Source organism: Kluyvera sp. CRP (assembly GCF_019930565.1).
In the GTDB taxonomy this organism is placed as follows: Bacteria; Pseudomonadota; Gammaproteobacteria; order Enterobacterales; family Enterobacteriaceae; genus Kluyvera; species Kluyvera georgiana_A.
This window is the reverse complement of the sequence record NZ_CP082841.1, coordinates 3,139,783-3,158,897: the sequence shown is the minus strand read 5'-3', so window position 1 is coordinate 3,158,897 and position 19,115 is coordinate 3,139,783. Positions and strand designations below refer to the sequence as shown.

At 54.8% G+C, this 19,115-nt stretch carries 20 protein-coding genes; 6 read left to right on the top strand and 14 right to left on the bottom strand.

Annotated features, from left to right (window positions below; genetic code table 11):
• Nucleotides 1-128: 128 nt before the first annotated feature.
• From ptsG to pabC, 6 genes are all read right to left on the bottom strand, one after another.
• On the bottom strand, nt 129-1,562 hold the full coding sequence (gene ptsG / locus K7B04_RS14780; protein WP_064549167.1) for a PTS glucose transporter subunit IIBC: 1,434 nt from the start codon (nt 1,560-1,562) through the stop codon (nt 129-131).
• A 302-nt stretch (nt 1,563-1,864) separates the two neighbouring features.
• A complete protein-coding gene (locus tag K7B04_RS14775; RefSeq protein ID WP_065356304.1) occupies nt 1,865-2,659 on the bottom strand; it encodes a metal-dependent hydrolase in 795 nt (264 codons plus the stop codon).
• A 10-nt stretch (nt 2,660-2,669) separates the two neighbouring features.
• Nucleotides 2,670-3,674: a DNA polymerase III subunit delta' gene (gene holB, locus K7B04_RS14770; RefSeq protein WP_223802355.1), complete on the bottom strand. Its 1,005-nt coding sequence runs from the start codon at nt 3,672-3,674 to the stop codon at nt 2,670-2,672.
• On the bottom strand, nt 3,671-4,312 hold the full coding sequence (gene tmk, locus K7B04_RS14765) for a dTMP kinase (RefSeq protein ID WP_223802354.1): 642 nt from the start codon (nt 4,310-4,312) through the stop codon (nt 3,671-3,673). The genes holB and tmk overlap by 4 nt, the downstream gene beginning before the upstream one ends.
• Nucleotides 4,302-5,324, bottom strand: coding sequence for a cell division protein YceG (gene yceG, locus K7B04_RS14760; RefSeq protein ID WP_223802353.1), 1,023 nt, complete (start codon nt 5,322-5,324; stop codon nt 4,302-4,304). The genes tmk and yceG overlap by 11 nt, the downstream gene beginning before the upstream one ends.
• A gap of 1 nt (nt 5,325) precedes the next feature.
• Nucleotides 5,326-6,135, bottom strand: a complete 810-nt coding sequence (gene pabC / locus K7B04_RS14755) for an aminodeoxychorismate lyase (RefSeq protein WP_223802352.1) — start codon at nt 6,133-6,135, stop codon at nt 5,326-5,328.
• 557 nt (nt 6,136-6,692) lie between these two features.
• On the opposite strand from pabC, the gene K7B04_RS14750 reads away from it, so the two are divergent.
• The 6 genes from K7B04_RS14750 (at nt 6,693) to K7B04_RS14725 (ending at nt 12,616) form a co-directional block, all read left to right on the top strand.
• Complete coding sequence (locus tag K7B04_RS14750) at nt 6,693-7,241, top strand: fimbrial protein (protein WP_167576186.1); 549 nt, start codon at nt 6,693-6,695, stop codon at nt 7,239-7,241.
• Nucleotides 7,242-7,320: 79 nt separating this feature from the next.
• Complete coding sequence (locus K7B04_RS14745) at nt 7,321-7,989, top strand: fimbria/pilus periplasmic chaperone (protein WP_223802351.1); 669 nt, start codon at nt 7,321-7,323, stop codon at nt 7,987-7,989.
• Between the two features lie 24 nt (nt 7,990-8,013).
• Nucleotides 8,014-10,551, top strand: a complete 2,538-nt coding sequence (locus K7B04_RS14740) for a fimbria/pilus outer membrane usher protein (RefSeq protein ID WP_223802350.1) — start codon at nt 8,014-8,016, stop codon at nt 10,549-10,551.
• 24 nt (nt 10,552-10,575) lie between these two features.
• On the top strand, nt 10,576-11,544 hold the full coding sequence (locus K7B04_RS14735; protein WP_223802349.1) for a fimbrial protein: 969 nt from the start codon (nt 10,576-10,578) through the stop codon (nt 11,542-11,544).
• Between the two features lie 12 nt (nt 11,545-11,556).
• A complete protein-coding gene (locus K7B04_RS14730) occupies nt 11,557-12,078 on the top strand; it encodes a fimbrial protein (protein ID WP_223802348.1) in 522 nt (173 codons plus the stop codon).
• Nucleotides 12,079-12,091: 13 nt separating this feature from the next.
• Nucleotides 12,092-12,616 carry a fimbrial protein gene (locus tag K7B04_RS14725; RefSeq protein ID WP_223802347.1) on the top strand — a complete coding sequence of 175 codons (525 nt, stop codon included), beginning with the start codon at nt 12,092-12,094 and terminating at the stop codon, nt 12,614-12,616.
• Nucleotides 12,617-12,679: 63 nt separating this feature from the next.
• Here the strand turns inward: K7B04_RS14725 and fabF are convergent, their stop codons facing one another.
• The 8 genes from fabF to yceD form a co-directional block, all read right to left on the bottom strand.
• Nucleotides 12,680-13,921, bottom strand: a complete 1,242-nt coding sequence (fabF, locus tag K7B04_RS14720) for a beta-ketoacyl-ACP synthase II (RefSeq protein ID WP_167576191.1) — start codon at nt 13,919-13,921, stop codon at nt 12,680-12,682.
• A gap of 88 nt (nt 13,922-14,009) precedes the next feature.
• The gene (gene acpP / locus K7B04_RS14715; protein ID WP_000103754.1) at nt 14,010-14,246 is read right to left on the bottom strand and encodes an acyl carrier protein; all 237 of its coding nucleotides are present in this window, start codon (nt 14,244-14,246) and stop codon (nt 14,010-14,012) included.
• 209 nt (nt 14,247-14,455) lie between these two features.
• Entirely contained in the window at nt 14,456-15,190 is a 735-nt protein-coding gene (fabG, locus tag K7B04_RS14710) for a 3-oxoacyl-ACP reductase FabG (protein WP_064549143.1), read from the bottom strand.
• Between the two features lie 11 nt (nt 15,191-15,201).
• Nucleotides 15,202-16,131 (bottom strand): ACP S-malonyltransferase, encoded by a 930-nt coding sequence (gene fabD, locus K7B04_RS14705; RefSeq protein WP_163448098.1) that lies wholly within the window; start codon nt 16,129-16,131, stop codon nt 15,202-15,204.
• A 17-nt stretch (nt 16,132-16,148) separates the two neighbouring features.
• Nucleotides 16,149-17,102: a beta-ketoacyl-ACP synthase III gene (locus K7B04_RS14700; protein WP_163448099.1), complete on the bottom strand. Its 954-nt coding sequence runs from the start codon at nt 17,100-17,102 to the stop codon at nt 16,149-16,151.
• A gap of 63 nt (nt 17,103-17,165) precedes the next feature.
• The gene (plsX, locus tag K7B04_RS14695) at nt 17,166-18,221 is read right to left on the bottom strand and encodes a phosphate acyltransferase PlsX (RefSeq protein WP_163448100.1); all 1,056 of its coding nucleotides are present in this window, start codon (nt 18,219-18,221) and stop codon (nt 17,166-17,168) included.
• Between the two features lie 80 nt (nt 18,222-18,301).
• The gene (rpmF, locus tag K7B04_RS14690) at nt 18,302-18,475 is read right to left on the bottom strand and encodes a 50S ribosomal protein L32 (RefSeq protein WP_064549135.1); all 174 of its coding nucleotides are present in this window, start codon (nt 18,473-18,475) and stop codon (nt 18,302-18,304) included.
• A gap of 16 nt (nt 18,476-18,491) precedes the next feature.
• Nucleotides 18,492-19,013, bottom strand: a complete 522-nt coding sequence (yceD, locus tag K7B04_RS14685; RefSeq protein ID WP_064549133.1) for a 23S rRNA accumulation protein YceD — start codon at nt 19,011-19,013, stop codon at nt 18,492-18,494.
• Nucleotides 19,014-19,115: the final 102 nt, after the last annotated feature.

The following is a 19,115-nucleotide window of genomic DNA, read 5'->3' as shown; positions in this document are numbered from 1 at the left end:
CCTGAGCTACAGGTTGCAGGTAGCCCGTCCAGGCGAAGCGTCGCCGGGACCAGCCCCCATCCGTCAGATGTAAAAAAGGCAGCCATTCGGCTGCCTTAGTCTCCCCAAATTTTCGACTTCGAAATAACTTAGTTATTGCGAATATAGTCGTCCATCTCGGTTTTCAGGTTATCGGATTTGGTCCCGAAAATCGCCTGAACGCCGGAACCTGCGACAACCACACCCGCAGCGCCCAGTTTCTTCAGGCCAGCCTGATCCACTTTGGCGACGTCGGCTACGCTCACGCGCAGACGGGTGATACAAGCGTCGAGGTTGGTGATGTTTTCTTTACCGCCGAAGGCTGCAATCAGCGCCGGAGCCATTTCACTGGTTGCGCCCGCTTTGGATTCTTCAGTGGTGTCTTCACGACCCGGCGTTTTCAGATCCAGTGCTTTAATCAGCACGCGGAAGATAACGTAGTACACGATCGCATAGCAGATACCGACAATCGGGAACAGCCACAGCTTGCTGCTGTTACCGGACAGAACGATAAAGTCGATCAGACCGTGAGAGAAGGAAGTACCGTCACGCATACCCAGCAGGATACAGATCGGGAACGCCAGGCCAGCCAGAATCGCGTGGATAACGTACAGGATCGGCGCAACGAACATGAAGGAGAACTCGATCGGCTCGGTGATACCGGTCAGGAACGAGGTCAGCGCTGCGGAGATCATGATACCGCCCACTTTGGCGCGGTTTTCTGGTTTAGCAGAGTGCCAGATAGCGATAGCGGCTGCCGGCAGACCGTACATTTTGAACAGGAAGCCACCGGACAGTTTGCCCGCAGTCGGGTCGCCCGCCATGTAACGCGGGATATCGCCGTGGAAGACCTGACCTGCTGCGTTGGTGTATTCGCCAATCTGCATCTGGAAAGGAACGTTCCAGATATGGTGCAGACCGAACGGCACCAGGCAACGCTCGATGAAGCCGTAGATACCGAACGCGACAACCGGGTTCTGGTAAGCAGCCCACTGAGAGAAGGTCTGGATAGCAGTACCGATTGGCGGCCAGATGAAGGACAGGATCACGCCAGTGAAGATAGCGGCCAGACCGGAGATAATCGGTACAAAGCGCTTGCCCGCGAAGAAGCCCAGGTATTCTGGCAGCTTGATGCGGTAGAAGCGGTTGAACATGTACGCAGCGATGGCACCGGAGATGATACCGCCGAGAACACCGGTATCAGCCAGGTGTTTAGCAGCAATTTCTTCAGCCGGTAAGTGCAGTACCAGCGGCGCAACCACAGCCATGGTTTTCACCATGATGCCATAAGCGACGACTGAGGCCAGTGCGGATACGCCATCGTTATTGGTGAAGCCTAACGCCACACCGATAGCGAAGATAAGCGGCATGTTAGCAAAAACAGAACCGCCTGCTTCTGCCATAACATGAGAAACGACGGCTGGCAGCCAGCTGAAGTTTGCGGAACCGACGCCCAGCAGGATACCTGCGATAGGCAGCACGGAAACCGGCAGCATCAGCGATTTACCGACCTTCTGCAGGTTAGCAAATGCATTCTTAAACATAATAAGGAGTGCTCCTGAGTTTTTTGTACTTTTATCTACGTTTTCACGCATCGGTGAGAGGGGAGGAACTCACCAGGGACAGGACATCTAAGTGCCCTTTTTATTTATTACACAGAGTAAAATAATTCCCTGTGATTTTGTTTGACGGCTATCACGTTTCAAAGAGCTATGGCGCAAAAACTGAATAATCTTTACATAAAACATGTCCGCATGTTGCAAGATTAACATTCACCGCCACTTTTACGGCGGTGAACTGTACTCGCTTTAACCATTAATTACGAGCATTAAAATAAGCTCTGAAATCAGGCGGATTGCAGACGGGCGGGATCAATATGGAAGAGCGTCGAGAAGTTCTCGGTGGTCTGCTGCGCCAGCTGTTCAACGCTAACGCCTTTCAGTACCGCCATGTATTCAGCGACGTCACGCACCATCGCCGGCTGGTTCTCTTTACCGCGATGCGGCACCGGCGCCAGATAAGGCGAATCGGTCTCAACCAGCAGCCTGTCCAGCGGGACATAGCGTGCGGCTTCGCGCAGTTGCTCCGCGTTACGGAAGGTCACAATCCCGGAAAACGAGATATAGAAACCCATATCCAACAGCTTTCCTGCCGTCTCCACGTCTTCAGTGAAACAGTGTAGTACACCGCCGCAATCCGTCACTTTTTCTTCCCGCAGGATTGCCAGCGTATCGGCGCGGGCATCGCGGGTATGGACGATCACCGGCTTATTCAGCTCACGGCCAATTTGAATATGGTGACGGAACGACAGCTGCTGCTGCGGTTTGGTTTCTGGCGTATAGAAGTAATCAAGGCCGGTTTCGCCCATCGCCACCACGCCCTCTTCTGCCGCCAGACGGCGCAGCTCTTCAACATCGTACGGTTCATCCTGATTGAGCGGATGCACACCGCAGGAGAAGACCACTTCCGGGCGATTGCCCACCAGCTCACGCATACGATGATAGCCAGGCAGCGTCGTCGCCACCGCCAGGGCAAAACGGACGTCACGCGCGGCGGCTTTCGCCATCACGTCATCCACGTCTTTATGCAGGGATTGATAATCAAGGCCATCGAGATGGCAGTGCGAGTCGACTAAAAACATAATGTCTCTCTTAGAGGTGGGATACCGGCAGCACCGCACCAGGTTGCAGATATTGTTCCCAGCGCAGAAGGCGCTCGGTGAGAATAAGTTCGCGGTTCAGCCCCGTGACGCTTTGCAGCTGTTCACGACAGGCGCAAGCATCGGCGACAATCGCCTGCAGGCGCGCGGCGGACAGCGCTTGCGCCAGCTGGGCGACCAGCGGCAGGCTATCGGCATTGGTCAGCCGCGTAATGCGCTGCTGATATTTGAGGGCATCGAGCAGTAATGACGACAGCCAGTGTAAACGCTGCACGACTGAATCATGGTTCAGCGAGGGCAAAAACGCCAGCCAGTCGCCGCTGTTGAGCGTCACGCCCAGCGCCTGACAAAATTTTTCGCGCGTGGCCCAGGTCTCAGGCGCCAACAGCTCCAGCGCCGCGGCGGGCGCATGATCGGACAAACGCAGCGCCGTCAGCAGCGTATCGCGCGAGGCGCTGTTTTCTCGCTCCAGCCACGCCAGCGCGTACTGTTCGCTCGGCGGCGCCAGATGGAAAAAACGACAGCGGCTACGCAGCGTTGCCAGCAGCCGCGCAGGCTCCTGACAAGCAAGGAAAAACCAGGTATTTTTCGGCGGTTCTTCCAGCGTTTTCAGCAGCGCGTTGGCGGCGGCTTCGGTCAGCAGCGTGGCATCCGCTATCCACACCACCTTTGCGCCGCCCAGGCGAGAATGCTCATACAGCTTTTCGCTCACCTCGCGTACCGCGTCGATGCCTAACGTACTTTTGCCCTTCTCGGGCTGCAGCGCGTAGTAGTCAGGGTGCGTTCCCGCCTGCATCAGCTGACAGCTATGGCATTGCCCGCAGCTTTTATGGCCGTCCGGGTTCTGGCACATCAGAAAACGGGTGATGGCGTAGACCAGCGAGTCAGCCCCCATTCCGCTGCGCGCCTGAACCAGCAGCGCATGGTGACCACGTCCGGCCTGATAGCTCGTGACGAGCTGTTCAAACGGCGGGCGTAACCACGGATACCATTTCATGCCTGCTGCTCCGCTACCCACGCGGTGACCGCGGCGCGGATATCGCGCATCACTTTCTCCAGCGGTTGGGTCGCGTCAACGGTGATAATGCTGTCATCCGCCGCCGCCAGTTCAAGATAGCGCGCGCGGGTGCGGTTAAAGAAGTTCAGCGACTCTTGCTCGATGCGATCGAGATCGCCACGAGCGCGGGCGCGCTTGAGGCCCACTTCCGGCGTCACGTCGAGATAAATGGTCAGATTCGGGCGAAAATCCCCGAGCACCGCGTCGCGCAGGGTCGCCAGCATCGTGCGATCGATACCGCGGCCGCCGCCCTGGTAGGCCTGGGTGGAAAGGTCATGACGATCGCCAATCACCCACTGCCCGCTTGCCAGCGCCGGTTTGATCACCGTTTCAACCAGCTGCACGCGGGCGGCGTAGAACATCAGCACTTCCGCTTTATCGGTAATCACTTCGTCGCCGACCGATTTAATGTCCAGCACCAGGCTGCGCAGCTTTTCCGCCAGCACGGTGCCGCCCGGCTCGCGGGTAAACAGCAGGTCGTTCACGCCGAGGTCGCGCAGTGTTTCCACAACCACATCCCGCGCGGTGGTTTTGCCCGCCCCTTCCAGTCCTTCAATGACGATGTAATTACTGCGCATTTTTATCCTTTAGCACTTTCAGGTAACCCTGCACCGACCGGTTATGGTCTGCAAGATTGGTATTAAACGTATGCCCGCCTTTACCATCGGCCACAAAATACAGATATGGCGTTTTAGCCGGATGCGCGGCCGCATTCAGCGACGCTTCGCCCGGGCAGGCAATCGCCCCCGGCGGCAGACCGGAAATGGTGTAGGTATTATACGCGGTTGGGGTCTCAAGATCTTTACGCGAAATCTTGCCGTCGTAGCTCTCCCCCATCCCGTAGATGACCGTTGGGTCCGTCTGCAGGCGCATGCCGAGGCGTAATCGATTGATAAACACCGACGCCACGCGATCGCGCTCCTCTGGCACCGCCGTCTCTTTTTCAATAATCGACGCCATGGTCACCAGCTGGTTTTTATCCTGATACGGCAGGTTGTCCATGCGGCCTTCCCAGACTTTATCGACCTGGGTCACCATCTTCTGATGCGCGCGTTTGAGGATGGCCACGTCGGTGGTATTGGCGGTATACATCCAGGTATCCGGCCAGAACCAGCCTTCAATCCACTCAGGATTATCCAGCGCCAACGCTTTCGCGACGGTGGCGTAGCTGTCATCGCTGAGCGTGTGCTTGATATAAGGCGCCTCACGCAGCTGCTTCAGGTAATCGCTCAGGCGCATCCCTTCCACGAAGCGCAGCGGGAACTGGGCTTCTTTGCCGCTTGCCAGCAGTTGCAGCATCTCACGGACGGTCATCTGTGGGGTAAAGCGATAGGTACCGGCCTTAAAATGCGAGAGTTCTGGCTCCAGGCGCAGCAGCCACTGGAAAACGCGCGGACGGTTTATCACCTTGTCGGCATACAGCTGGTCGCCCAGCGCCAGGCGACCGGTCCCCGCTTTCAGCGTAAAGACAGTATCTTCTTTAATCAGCAGCGCGCTATCCGCCATCTGACGCACCTTCCACATACCGACGCCAGCGGCAATGCCGAGACCAATCAATACCAACAGAACAAAGCGTAACAGTTTCATCATGCTAATCAGACGACTCACAAATTGGGGCTAAAAATTGGTAAAGCTCGCGGGCTGACCAGTGCAAATCCGCATAGCGTTGAACGGGGACTACCGGCATCAGCGCGTTGCAAATCAGCACTTCATCCGCCTGTTCCAGCGCCGACAGCGGCGCATTCACTTCGACCACGCGATAGGCCGTCGGTGCCAGTTGGGCGATAATAAATTGCCGCATAATACCGTTCACCCCCGCCTGGTCGAGGCGCGGGGTATACACATCGCTGCCGCAGCGCCAGAACAGATTGGCGGCACAGCATTCCGTAAGCCACCCGTCGCTGTCAAGGACAAGGGCCTCATCGGCGTTTGTCTGCTCAAGATGAGAACGAATCAGCACCTGTTCAAGGCGATTGAGGTGTTTAAGCCCGGCCAGGTAAGGATTACGCCCGAGCGGAACCAGGCTCAACGCCAGCGTCGCCCCTGTCTCCTTCCAGCGGGCATAGTGGGCAGGAGCGGCAGAAATGCTGAGAATTCGTGTCGGCTGCTGGCAGTCTGCCGAGCTATAGCCGCGACCACCCGCGCCGCGGGTGAGCGTCACCTTCAGCACCCCGTCCGCATGCGGCAACGCCATGCGCCGCATCTCTTCATCAAGCATCTCCCACGCGTCGAACGGAATTGCCAGCCGAGCGCAGGCCTGCTGTAGCCGCGCGAGATGTGCGGCCAGCAAAGCGATGCGCCCTTCCCTCACCCGCGCCGTTGTAAAACAGCCATCGCCAAACTGTAGCCCACGGTCGGCGACGGGTAAGAGGTCAGAGGCTTTACCGTTGATCAAATACATTTGCGCTCCTGATTTTTAATATAAGGGTATCAGGCGGGGTGAATAATTCACAGCCCGTCCGGACCTTTACGGCACAGAACCGCTCGTTCTGCGTTCGGCGCACCCTACACACAGTCATAACAGGATTAGGTCATTGCCGAGAAATATTTCAGCCACTGATTACAAAACAAACAATTTTACAAAAAAATATTTTACTCTATTCGTTCCCTATAGACATATTCTCCCGAATGCTTCAGAATCGAATTAAATAATTTTAAATTAAAGACATGATTTCATCCATTCAATTTAATCATTAAGTTACCAACCATTCACGCCACCCTCCACATAATTAACACATCAATATAATTATCAGCATGGATTTATTAACCCTAATTTAATATACCTTTTAGATTAAATTAATTGTTGTCAATAACATATTCATTAAATATTCCCGCCGAGTTAATTCGTTTATCAACAACGATTAATCTCATTCACAATTAATACGTCAAAAATGTTATCACTCTTATTAAATATATTAAGAGTGGAAGTATGCTACCTCATGTAATAGGGAATATGTAATGAAAGGAAAATTGGCCGCAGTCGCATTTTTCACCTCTATGGGCATTGCTTCTTCAGTCATGGCTCAGGATGGTACCGTTAATTTTACCGGTAAAATCATCGAAGCCGGTTGCCAGGTTAACAGCACCGTCGCCAACCCGCAGACCGTTGAGCTGGGCGAAGTGGCGAAAACCGCTTTTGCTGCGCCAGGCGATACGGCAGCCACGACCGAATTCACCCTGGTGTTAAGCGGCTGCCCAGCTGATCTGCTGGGCAAACCGGTTTCCGTTAAATACGACGGTAAGCCAGATACCATCAATAACGACTACCTGCAGTTGACCGGCTATGGCACCGCGAGCGTTGCCAAAGGCGTCGCCATCCAGTTGCTGAACGCGGACAGCTCCGCGCTGCCGCTGGGCGCCAAATCCAATGAAGTCACCATCAAAGGAACGGCCGAGGCACCGGCTGACACCAGCCTCGACTTCTTCGCTCGCTATATTGCTACCGAAGCCACCATTAACGGTGGTGACGCGAATGGTTCCGTTAACTTTACGCTGACCTACAACTAATCCTCTGAGTACGGCATGACTCGTTATTAATAATGAATAAAGCCGGGTATTTCCGGCTTTATTTTTCGAGGTATAAGCAATGAATAAATATATTCCAATCGTTGTCGTCTCGTTGCTATCAGCATCCGTGCAGGCAGGCGTTATTGTCGGGGGGACCCGTGTCATTTATAACGGTGAAAAAAAAGAAACCTCGATTAGCGTCAAAAATCCCGACAAGTCATCCTTTTTAATTCAGTCATGGAGCGATGCCGGAGAATCCAGCGCGGATAAATCACCGTTTATGGTCACGCCACCGCTATTTCGCCTGGGCGGCGGGCAAGAAAACACCCTGCGGATTATTCGCACCGGCGGCAATCTTGCCGAAGACCGTGAATCGCTTTACTGGCTGAATATTAAATCGATCCCGGCGACTGAAAAGAAAGATAACGTCAACACCCTGCAAATAGCGGTGAAAACGCGCATCAAATTAATTTATCGCCCGCAGTCTCTGACGCAACAACCGGAAGATCTTACCGGGAAACTCAGCTGGCAGCGCAGCGGCAACAAGCTCACCGTCAGCAACCCTACAGCCTATTACATGAACTTCAGCACGTTAAAGGTCGGCGCCAGTACGGTGAAGGATGCTACCTACGTGGCGCCCATGAGCTCCGCCAGTTTTAGCATCCCCAACGGCGCCAGCGGCGATGTGAGCTGGACGCTGATTAACGACTTTGGCTCCATCGGCAGCGAGCACCGCGCGCGCCTTTAACACCAGCACCGAAAGGAAATCGGGATGAATGCAGACGCATACAAAAAAAGAATGACGCTGAGTCAGATCGCCTGCTTTATTGCCTTACAGTGCGCCTTACCGCTGTGCAGCAGCGCGCTGGCCCGCGAATACTTTAACCCGGCGCTGCTGGGGATTGACGGGCCGGGGAAAGATCTGACCGACCTCTCCGCCTTTGAAGAAGGCGTCGGCCAGATGCCCGGCACCTACCGGGTTAACGTCATGCTCAACAAAACCGCCCTCGGCGTGTATAACGTTGAGTTTGTCACGCAAAAAGACGCCGCAGGAAATACCACGCTGCAACCGTGTCTGAGCGTCGCCACGCTGAAGGAATTTGGCGTTCGCACCGACCAGTTTCCCCGCCTTGCGGGTGACTGCGCCGATCTAAGCGCCATCCCACAGGCGAGAGCGGAATTTATCTTTGAGCGTCAATTGCTGCAGCTTTCGGTGCCACAGGCCGCTGTCAGCAATCACGCTCGCGGCTACGTCGCGCCGGAACGGCTGGATGAAGGCATCAACGCTCTGCTGCTCAACTACAGCTTCAGCGGCGATAACACTGAAGCCCGCCATAGCGGCATGTCGGACTCCGACAGTTACTATTTGAGCCTGCGTCCAGGATTGAACGTGGGCCCGTGGCGTATTCGTAACTACAGCACCTGGAACCGTAGCGACAACGGCGGCAATGCGCAGGAGAGCTGGGATTCGCTCTATACCTACGCGCAGCGCAACATTATCGCGCTTAAAAGCCAATTGACGCTGGGCGACAGCACCGCGCCGTCGGATATGTTCGACAGCGTGCCGTTTCGCGGCGCGCAGTTGGCCTCCGACGACGATATGCTACCGGACAGCCTGCGCGGCTATGCCCCGGTAGTGCGCGGCATCGCCCGAACCAACGCGCAGGTGATCGTCAAACAAAACGGCTACACCATTTACCAGAGCTATGTCTCGCCTGGCGCTTTTGAAATTACCGATATGTACCCAACCGGCAGCTCCGGCGACCTCGACGTCACCATTAAAGAGGCCGACGGCAGCGAGCAGCATCAGACGGTGGCCTTCGCATCCTTGCCGGTGTTGCAGCGTGAAGGACGGTTCAAGTACAGCCTCACCAGCGGCCAGTATCGCCCCTATGACGGCGATATCGACAAAGCGATGTTTACCCAGGGCACCGCGATTTACGGCCTGCCCGCAGGTTTCACGCTCTATGGCGGCGGACAATTCTCTCAACATTATCAGGCGTTGCTCGGCGGCGTGGGGAAAAACTTCGGCGAGCTGGGCGCGGTATCGATTGACGGTACGCAAGCGTGGTCGACGCAGAAAGACCGGGATAAAGAAGGCGGTCAATCCTGGCGCGTGCGCTACAGCAAAAACATCCTTGAAACCGGGACCAACGTCTCTATCGCGGGCTATCGTTACTCCACTTCCGGCTACTACACGCTGTCGGAAGTACTGGACACCTGGCGCGAAGATGAATGGCGCACCAACGATGACCGTCGTCGCAACCGCGCCGAGTTCCAGCTCAACCAGAATATCGGCGAGCACTTTGGATCGCTGTCATTGACCGCCATGAGCGAAGACTACTGGAACAGCGACCGCCAGATGCGCTCTATCGGCGTGGGTTACAGCAATAGCTGGGCAGGCGTGACCTATAACCTGAACTACAGCTATAACCGCAATACCACCGATACCGACAGCGATAAGGTCTACGCCGAAGATCAGATCTTCTCATTAAGCATCAACGTGCCGCTCGACCGCTGGCTCAGCAACAGCTACGCCTCCTACAGCCTGAATGCCAGCAAGCGCGGCGACACCAGCCATAACGTGGGTTTAAACGGTTCGCTACTGGAAGACCGTAACCTCAACTGGAACGTGCAGCAGAGCGAAACCAACCACGGCGAAGGCAGTGGCGGCTACGCCAGCCTGGATTATCAGGGCACTTACGCGCGGCTCAACACCGCCTACAGCTATGACCACGATCAAAAGCGCGTCAACTACGGCATTGAAGGCGGCGTCGTGGCGCATGCGCACGGCGTAACGTTAAGCCAGGCGCTGGGTGAAACCGCTGCATTGGTGGAAGCGCCCGGTGCCGGCGGTGTGACCGTCAGTAACCAAACCGGGGTCAGAACCGATTTTCGCGGCTACACCGTAGTGCCGTACGTCACGCCCTATCGTGAATCAACGGTATCGCTGGACACCGCCACCCTGCCCGACGGCGCCGACGTCGAACTGACCAGCAAAATCATTACGCCAACCCGCGGTGCGATTGTGCGCGCGCATTTTGATACTCGCGTGGGCAAACGGGTGCTGATGACGTTAACGCGCAGTAACGGCGAACCCGTACCATTTGGGGCGATAGTCTCTGATAGTACCGCAGGTAGTGCCATTGTTGGCGACGGTGGGCAAGTTTATTTGACAGGGATGGCTGATAAAACGGCGCTGCAGGTGCGTTGGGGCCAGCAGGATGGTCAACATTGCATGGCTAATTTACAACTTCAGAGCACCGTTCCGGAAAGCGGAATTATTGAGCTGAATTCAGTGTGCCGATAACATAAAAATAAGGATATTAAATTTATGAGAGCACTTTTATTAAGTCTCATCATTACCCATTTAATAGTCAATAATGCAAATGCGCATTACTTTAGCAATATCAACATCCGTGACATGGGCTATGATCTTGATAACTTTACCATCCCAGCCAACGTTGGTGAAAATACTGGGGGATTTCATGATAATAGTTCCATTAGTTATAGCGTAGCAGCTAGCAGTGGCACCACGGCCTATGTTGAACTGTCGATCAACGGTACGCTGCTAAGCGACAACAAAACCTGGGCTACCAGCAATCCAGGTATCGGGATCCAGTATCGTTTCGAGGGAACGGGTGATTATGTACCATCAGTAAGCGAAACCGCACCAACTTATCGTTTGGATATGCCCCACGATCCTGGCGTTACATATTCGTACTTTCATTTGCGCTATCGGCTCGTCAGATTACTGGAAAAAATCCCCGCGGGAAAAATAACCAGCCTGCCGCAAGTCACGTTAATGGCGCATAACCCTGAGGGGGAAGGCACCAGTCTGATATCAGGGATTATCCTTTCAAAAATTACCAGTGATATCAAGGTAACTGCGTGTGGTATTGACGCCCCCACTGAAATCACGCTGCCCACGCTTTATGGTAATACGATCCAAAATGGAGCCCTTAATGTAACAGAAGCGCCTGTCGTAACGTTGACCAATTGCCCCGGTGCTGTTGACCGTATCTCTTACAATTTTTCAGCTGTGTACGGTACTCATAACGCTGCCAATGGTGTGCTCAATACGGTGAGTGGCGATGGTTATGCGCAAAATGTGTATATCCAGATACAAAACGCCGACGGCACGCCTCATAGGGTAAATGGCTCCATCCCAGTGAGCAATTACGATGGCTCCGGCGACTATCCCCTACCCAATTTTAAAGTGGCCTATTTCGTTGACGATGCCAATACCGTCAGGCCTGGCAACGTCAAATCAGCCATTGAACTCAAAGTGACCTACAACTAATAAGGACAATTTATGCACATCGTAAACGGAAACAAAATGGCGCTAAGTCTGCTGGTCTGCGCAGGGTTGTTCTCAGCGGCCAGTCAGGCAGTGAATATCGATATTACAGGTAAGGTTGTCGCTTCCCCCTGCATCGTCAACGGCAATAACGACTCTCTGGCCGTCAGCTTAGGCGAAAATATTCAGGCGGACTCGCTGGCGACTAGCGGCAGCGCCACCACGTGGGCTGACGTGACGCTCAGGCTCACCAGTTGCCCGGCCTCTACGACCTCGTTTAGCGTGGCATTCGCCGGGACCGCCGACACCGACACCAACTACTACAAAAATACCGGCACTGCCACCAATCTGAAGCTGGAACTGACGGACAGCAGCAGCAACAGCGCCTATAAGAATGGGGCAAAGCTAGAAAACGTCGCGATTCCCACCGCCACTCATGCCTATGACCTGGTGATGCGCGCCCGTGCGGTATCGAACGGCAGCGTGATGCCAGGGACCATTGTCGGTCAGGTACAAGCCACCTTTACCTATCAGTAATTCAGGAGAGACAATGGCGCACCGGATAAGCAAACTGCTGCCTGCCCTGGCCTGCCTGTGGGCGGTGAGCGGCCTTCATGCTGTACAGGCTACCGATATTAATCTGAGCGGCACCGTGGTGGCTTCCGCCTGTACGGTGGATACGGGAACCAAAGAACAGACGGTCACCTTTGAACAGGCGCGCGCCGTTGACTACCCAAACGTTGGCGATACCAGCGAATGGCAGGATTTTACGCTGACGCTCTCCGCTTGCCCGCCGTCAACCACCCAGGTCACGGCGCTGTTCAGCGGCGATGCCGATTCCGTTGACACGACCAAGTTCGCCAACGCCCAGGGCAGCGCCAGCGGCATGGCGCTGCAAATTATGACCCGCGACCACCTCAGCGAGATATCACCGGCAGGAAGACTGGTAACGCCCATCGATAGCACCAGCCGCCGGGCGGTGTTCCCGCTCTCGGCGCGCATGTATACCCCGACGGGCGCGGTCACCGCCGGTGAGTTTAAGGCCACCGTTCAGCTCACCTTTACTTACCAGTAGCCGTATTCAAGGCATAAAAAAACGGAGCGCTAAGCGCTCCGTTTTTATTGGCTTTGCGACCAACTACACGCGTTTGAAAATCAGCGAGCCGTTGGTGCCACCGAAGCCGAAGGAGTTACACAGCGTGTACTCCATGCCGCTTACCTGGCGCGCTTCGTGAGGTACGAAGTCCAGGTCGCAACCTTCATCCGGGTTATCCAGGTTGATGGTTGGCGGAACGGCCTGATCGCGCAGCGCGAGGATAGAGTAGATAGATTCTACTGCACCCGCCGCGCCCAGCAGGTGGCCGGTCATGGATTTGGTGGAGCTGACCAGTACGCGGCTGGCGGCGTCGCCGAAGACAGACTTCACGGCCTGCGCTTCTGCTTTATCGCCCGCTGGCGTAGAGGTACCGTGGGCGTTGACGTAGCCAATCTGGCCCGCTTCAATACCCGCGTCACGAATAGCGTTAACCATCGCCAACGCTGCGCCCGCGCCGTTTTCCGGCGGTGACGTCATGTGGTACGCATCGCTGCTCATACCAAAACCAACGATTTCAGCATAGATTTTCGCACCGCGTTTTTTCGCGTGCTCGTACTCTTCGAGTACCACCATGCCCGCGCCGTCACCCAGCACGAAGCCATCGCGATCTTTATCCCACGGACGGCTTGCCGCCTGCGGGTTATCGTTACGCGTAGACAGCGCACGCGCGGCACCAAAGCCACCGACACCCAGCGGGGTACTGGCTTTTTCTGCACCGCCGGCAACCATCGCATCCGCATCGCCATAAGCGATAATACGTGCTGCCTGACCGATGTTATGCACACCAGAAGTACAGGCGGTCGCGATAGAGATGCTTGGCCCACGCAGACCGAACATGATGGTCAGGTGACCCGCCACCATGTTAACAATCGTGGACGGAACGAAGAAGGGGCTGATCTTACGCGGCCCGCCGTTTACCAGCGAACTGTGGTTTTCTTCGATCAAGCCGAGGCCGCCAATACCGGAGCCGATAGCGGCGCCAATACGGTGAGCGTTCTCTTCCGTCACTTCAAGGCCAGAATCCTGCATGGCCTGAACGCCAGCGACAATTCCATATTGAATGAAGGCATCCATCTTGCGCTGTTCTTTGCGCGAGATAATGTCATCACAGTTAAAATCCTTTACTAAGCCAGCAAATTTGGTTGCATAGGCGCTAGTATCGAAATGGTCGATCAGGCTGATGCCACTCTGACCGGCAAGGAGAGCTTTCCAGGTAGACTCTACGGTATTGCCGACAGGAGACAACATGCCCAGTCCGGTCACAACTACACGACGCTTAGACACGTTTGTCCTCCAGGGAGGGATTAAATAGATACTTGTGGGACAAAAGGATAAAACTCAGGCGGTCGAATGACCGCCTGGAGATGTTCACTTACGCCTGGTGACCGTTGATGTAATCAATGGCAGCCTGAACGGTGGTGATTTTCTCAGCTTCTTCGTCCGGAATCTCAGTATCAAACTCTTCTTCCAGAGCCATTACCAGCTCAACGGTGTCAAGAGAATCTGCGCCCAGGTCTTCAACGAAGGAAGCATTGTTGGTCACTTCTTCCTGCTTAACGCCCAGCTGTTCGCCGATGATTTTCTTAACGCGTTCTTCGATAGTGCTCATACTCTTAAATTTCCTATCAAAACTCGCTTTCGCGATGGTTTTCGTAGTGTATAAAATGTTGAAAAATTTGCAACTAAATCCCGGCAGGTCATACCACGATTTTACGCTATTTTGCGGGTTTTTGCCCTCATAACGCAAATGATTTTGCACTAATCATACTCAGACATACGTAGATTGCCCGTTGTCTGAGCACTTTGTGCAAAACACGATCAGACCATGTACATCCCGCCGTTTACGTGCAACGTTTCACCAGTGATGTAACTTGCTTCGTCGGAGGCCAAAAATGCAACCGCACTGGCGATTTCATTTGGAGAGCCGAGGCGCCCCGCAGGAACTGCCGCCAGTGTACCCGCACGCTGCTCATCGGTCAGCGCACGCGTCATGTCCGTTTCAATAAAGCCCGGAGCAACAACGTTCACAGTAATTCCGCGTGACGCAACTTCACGCGCCAGTGATTTACTGAAGCCGATCAGACCTGCTTTCGCCGCAGCGTAGTTAGCCTGACCCGCATTTCCCATGGTACCAACCACAGAACCGATAGTGATGATACGCCCATGACGCTTTTTCATCATAGCGCGCATTACCGCTTTTGACAGACGGAAAACAGATGACAGGTTGGTTTCGAGGATATCGTTCCACTCGTCATCTTTCATGCGCATTAACAGGTTATCACGAGTAATCCCGGCATTATTGACCAGAATGTCGACTTCGCCAAATTCCGCGCGGATATTTCCCAGAACAGATTCAATAGATGCCGGGTCGGTCACATTCAACATCAGACCTTTACCATTGGCACCCAGATAGTCGCTGATCGCCTGCGCGCCGCTTTCGCTGGTCGCAGTGCCGATAACTTTTGCGCCGCGAGCGACGAGAGTTTCAGCGATTGCGCGGCCAATACCGCGGCTTGCACCTGTTACCAGGGCAATTTTTCCTTCAAAGCTCATGCTTTCCTCTTTTATTGCGCAAGTGCCGCTGACAGGGCAGCCGGCTCATTGATGGCCGATGCAGTCAGGGTATCTACAATACGTTTGGTCAGGCCGGTGAGAACTTTACCCGGGCCAACTTCATACAGATGCTCTACGCCCTGGGATGCCATAAACTCAACGGTTTTGGTCCACTGAACCGGGCTGTACAGCTGGCGAACCAGCGCGTCGCGAATCGCGTCGCCGTCGGTTTCGCACTTCACGTCGACGTTGTTCACTACCGGAACGGTCGGCGCGTTAAAGGTGATTTTCTGCAGCTCAACCGCCAGTTTCTCCGCGGCTGGCTTCATCAGCGCGCAGTGAGACGGCACGCTGACCGGCAGCGGCAGCGCACGCTTAGCGCCAGCGGCTTTACATGCGGCACCTGCACGTTCAACCGCTTCTTTATGACCGGCGATAACCACCTGGCCAGGCGAGTTGAAGTTAACCGGAGAAACAACCTGCCCTTCAGCTGATTCTTCACACGCTTTAGCGATAGAGGCATCGTCGAGGCCGATGATCGCCGACATGCCGCCGGTGCCTTCCGGAACCGCTTCCTGCATGAATTTGCCGCGCATCTCAACCAGACGTACCGCGTCAGCGAAAGCAATTACGCCCGCGCAGACCAGCGCGGAGTATTCGCCCAGGCTATGACCGGCCATCAGCGCCGGTGCTTTACCGCCCTGCTGCTGCCATAAACGGTACAGCGCAACGGAAGCCGTCAGCAGCGCAGGCTGAGTCTGCCAGGTTTTGTTTAGCTCTTCAGCAGGACCCTGCTGGGTCAGCGCCCACAGATCATAGCCCAGGGCTGCGGAAGCTTCATGAAAAGTTTCTTCGATAACCGGGTAGGTCGCTGCCAGTTCAGACAGCATGCCTACCGCCTGTGAACCCTGCCCCGGGAACACGAAAGCGAATTGCGTCATGTTTTTTATCCTTATACTTAGAAACGAACCAGCGCAGAGCCCCAGGTGAAACCGCCGCCGAAGGCCTCCAGCAGCACCAGTTGACCGCGCTTAATACGGCCGTCGCGGACAGCTTCGTCAAACGCGCACGGCACGGAAGCGGCCGAGGTATTACCGTGACGGTCAAGGGTCACGACGACGTTGTCCATGGACATGCCGAGCTTTTTCGCCGTCGCGCTGATAATACGTAAGTTCGCCTGGTGCGGCACCAGCCAATCCAGCTCAGAACGGTCGAGGTTGTTAGCTTCCAGCGTTTCATCAACGATGTGCGCCAGCTCGGTCACCGCGACTTTAAAGACTTCGTTACCGGCCATCGTCAGATGGATGGAGTTTTCCGGGTGGACGCGATCGGCGTTCGGCAGCGTCAGCAGCTTACCGTAGCTACCGTCTGCATGCAGATGGGTAGAGATAATCCCCGGCTCTTCGGATGCGCCCAGCACGACGGCGCCCGCGCCGTCACCGAAGATAATGATCGTGCCGCGATCGGTTGGATCGCAAGTACGCGCCAGCGTATCCGCACCGACAACCAGCGCGTATTTCACCGCACCGGACTTCACGTACTGATCGGCCACGCTCAGCGCATAGGTAAAGCCTGCGCATGCCGCAGCGATATCAAATGCCGGCGCGCCTTTCACACCCAGCATGTCCTGAATCTGGCAGGCCGCGCTCGGGAACGCATGGGTAGCGGAAGTGGTCGCAACCACAATCAGCCCCAGTTCGCTTGCCTCGATGCCCGCCATATCCAGCGCGCGTTTGGCCGCTTCGTAACCCAGCGTAGACACGTTTTCATCAGGGCCAGCAATACGGCGCTCACGGATACCTGTACGGGTGACAATCCACTCGTCAGACGTATCAACCATTTTTTCCAGATCGGCGTTAGTCCGCACTTGCTCAGGCAGATAGCTGCCGGTACCAATAATCTTCGTATACATGTACGCTCAGTCACTTTTCGCTAATATAGCCGCCCAATTTGACTCACGGCGCTGCTGGCTTGATTACCTGCCAGATTCCGCTCTGTCAAACCCTGCGGGGTATACGGATTCCAGGCGAGCGGCAATTCGCTGAGGAACTTGTCGCTGCACCGCCTGCACTGCCTGTTCAATGGCGATCGCAAAGGCACGCTGATTAGCAGCGCCGTGGCTCTTAATCACCGTGCCGCGCAATCCTAACAGACAGGCGCCATTATACTGGTCGGGGTTGAGGTGACTGAATCGCCTTGTCAGGCTTTTTTGTAACCAACGCTTTAATAAAATCAGCCACCACGACCGTTTTTTCCCCTCGCTCTGCGATTTCAGCAGCGAAAGGAACATACGCACTACCCCTTCCATCGTCTTTAAGGTGACGTTTCCTGTAAAGCCGTCGCAAACCAGAACGTCGGTTTTGCCCGTTAACAGCTCATTGGCTTCAAGATAGCCGATATAGTTCAGAGAAGAGATTGTTTTTAGCACTAATGAGGCGTCACGAATACTATCATGACCCTTAATCTCTTCTTCGCCGATGTTAAGCAAGGCCACGCGCGGGTTAGCAATCCCTAGCACTTCCTCCGCCATCACCGACCCCATGACGGCAAACTGCACCAGCATGGTACTGTCACAGTCGACGTTAGCGCCGAGATCCAGCACTACCGTCTTGCCCTTCTGCTGATGCGGTAACACCGTCACCAGCGCCGGGCGCTCAATTCCCTGAATGGGCTTGAGCAGCAACTTAGCGAGCCCCATCAGCGCGCCGGTATTTCCTGCACTGACACAGGCTTCAGCCCGCCCTTCTTTCACCATCTCCAGCGCCACACGCATTGAACTACCGCGACTGTGGCGGATAGCATGCGATGGCCGCTCATCACTGGCAATAACCGACTGGGCAGGAATAATCTGCAAACGCGAACGTTGTTCGAAGTCAGCTCTGGCAAGTAATGGCGTAATGTCGTCGGGATTACCGACTAATAGAAGTGAGAGTTGCGGATTAGAACTCAGTGCCTGCAATGCTGCAGGCACCGTCACGGAAGGGCCAAAATCGCCCCCCATGACATCTAACGCCAGGGTTAGACGTGTCAAGGTATCTTCGCCGCCTGGTTCGGTGTTTCCCCGCGTGAACGGGGAAATTCCTCACTAAGCATAATCACGCTTGCGCGTGATTACTTAGCGATTACCTTACGGCCACGGTAGTAACCGTCGGCAGTGATGTGGTGACGCAGGTGTTGTTCACCAGAAGTTTTGTCTACAGACAGGCTGGTGACTGCGGTCAGAGCGTCATGAGAACGACGCATGCCACGTTTGGAACGGGTTGGTTTATTCTGTTGTACGGCCATGGACCTTACTCCTCAATTACTTTTGCTTTAAGCTGGCTAATACGGCAAATGGGTTTGGTTTCTTCGCCTCTTCAGGCAGTTCGCCAAAGACCATGTCCGCCTCGGACACTTCACAGTGTTCAGAATCATGCACCGGAACTACCGGCAAGGAGAGGATGATTTCATCTTCAACCAACGCCAGCAGATCGATTTCACCGAATTCGTTAACCTCAATCGGCTCATACGCTTCCGGGAGTGCCTCAACCTGATCGTCATTCTTGACCGGGCTGAAACAATACTTTGTGTAAACATGATGAGTAAACGGTTTCCCGCAACGCTGACATTCCAACGATACCGTGACCTTCGCATCACCGGTAATGACCGCGAGGCGTTGGTTATCGATAGCGAAGGACATTTCGCATTCCACATCACTGTCTACACTGACTACGGACGCGGCGACGCGCTCCGCCTGATCGGGGGTATAGATACCCTGGTAATCAAGGCGTTTTTGAGCCGTACGAACCGGATCGAGAGTCAGGGGTAATTTTACCTTTTGCATAGGGCGCGCATATTAACTTTGTAACGTCATAGAGTCAAAGAAAAAGGCAGCCTCAGGTTGCCTTTTGCCAATAATTCGCACACATTGCGGCCTATAGTTTAA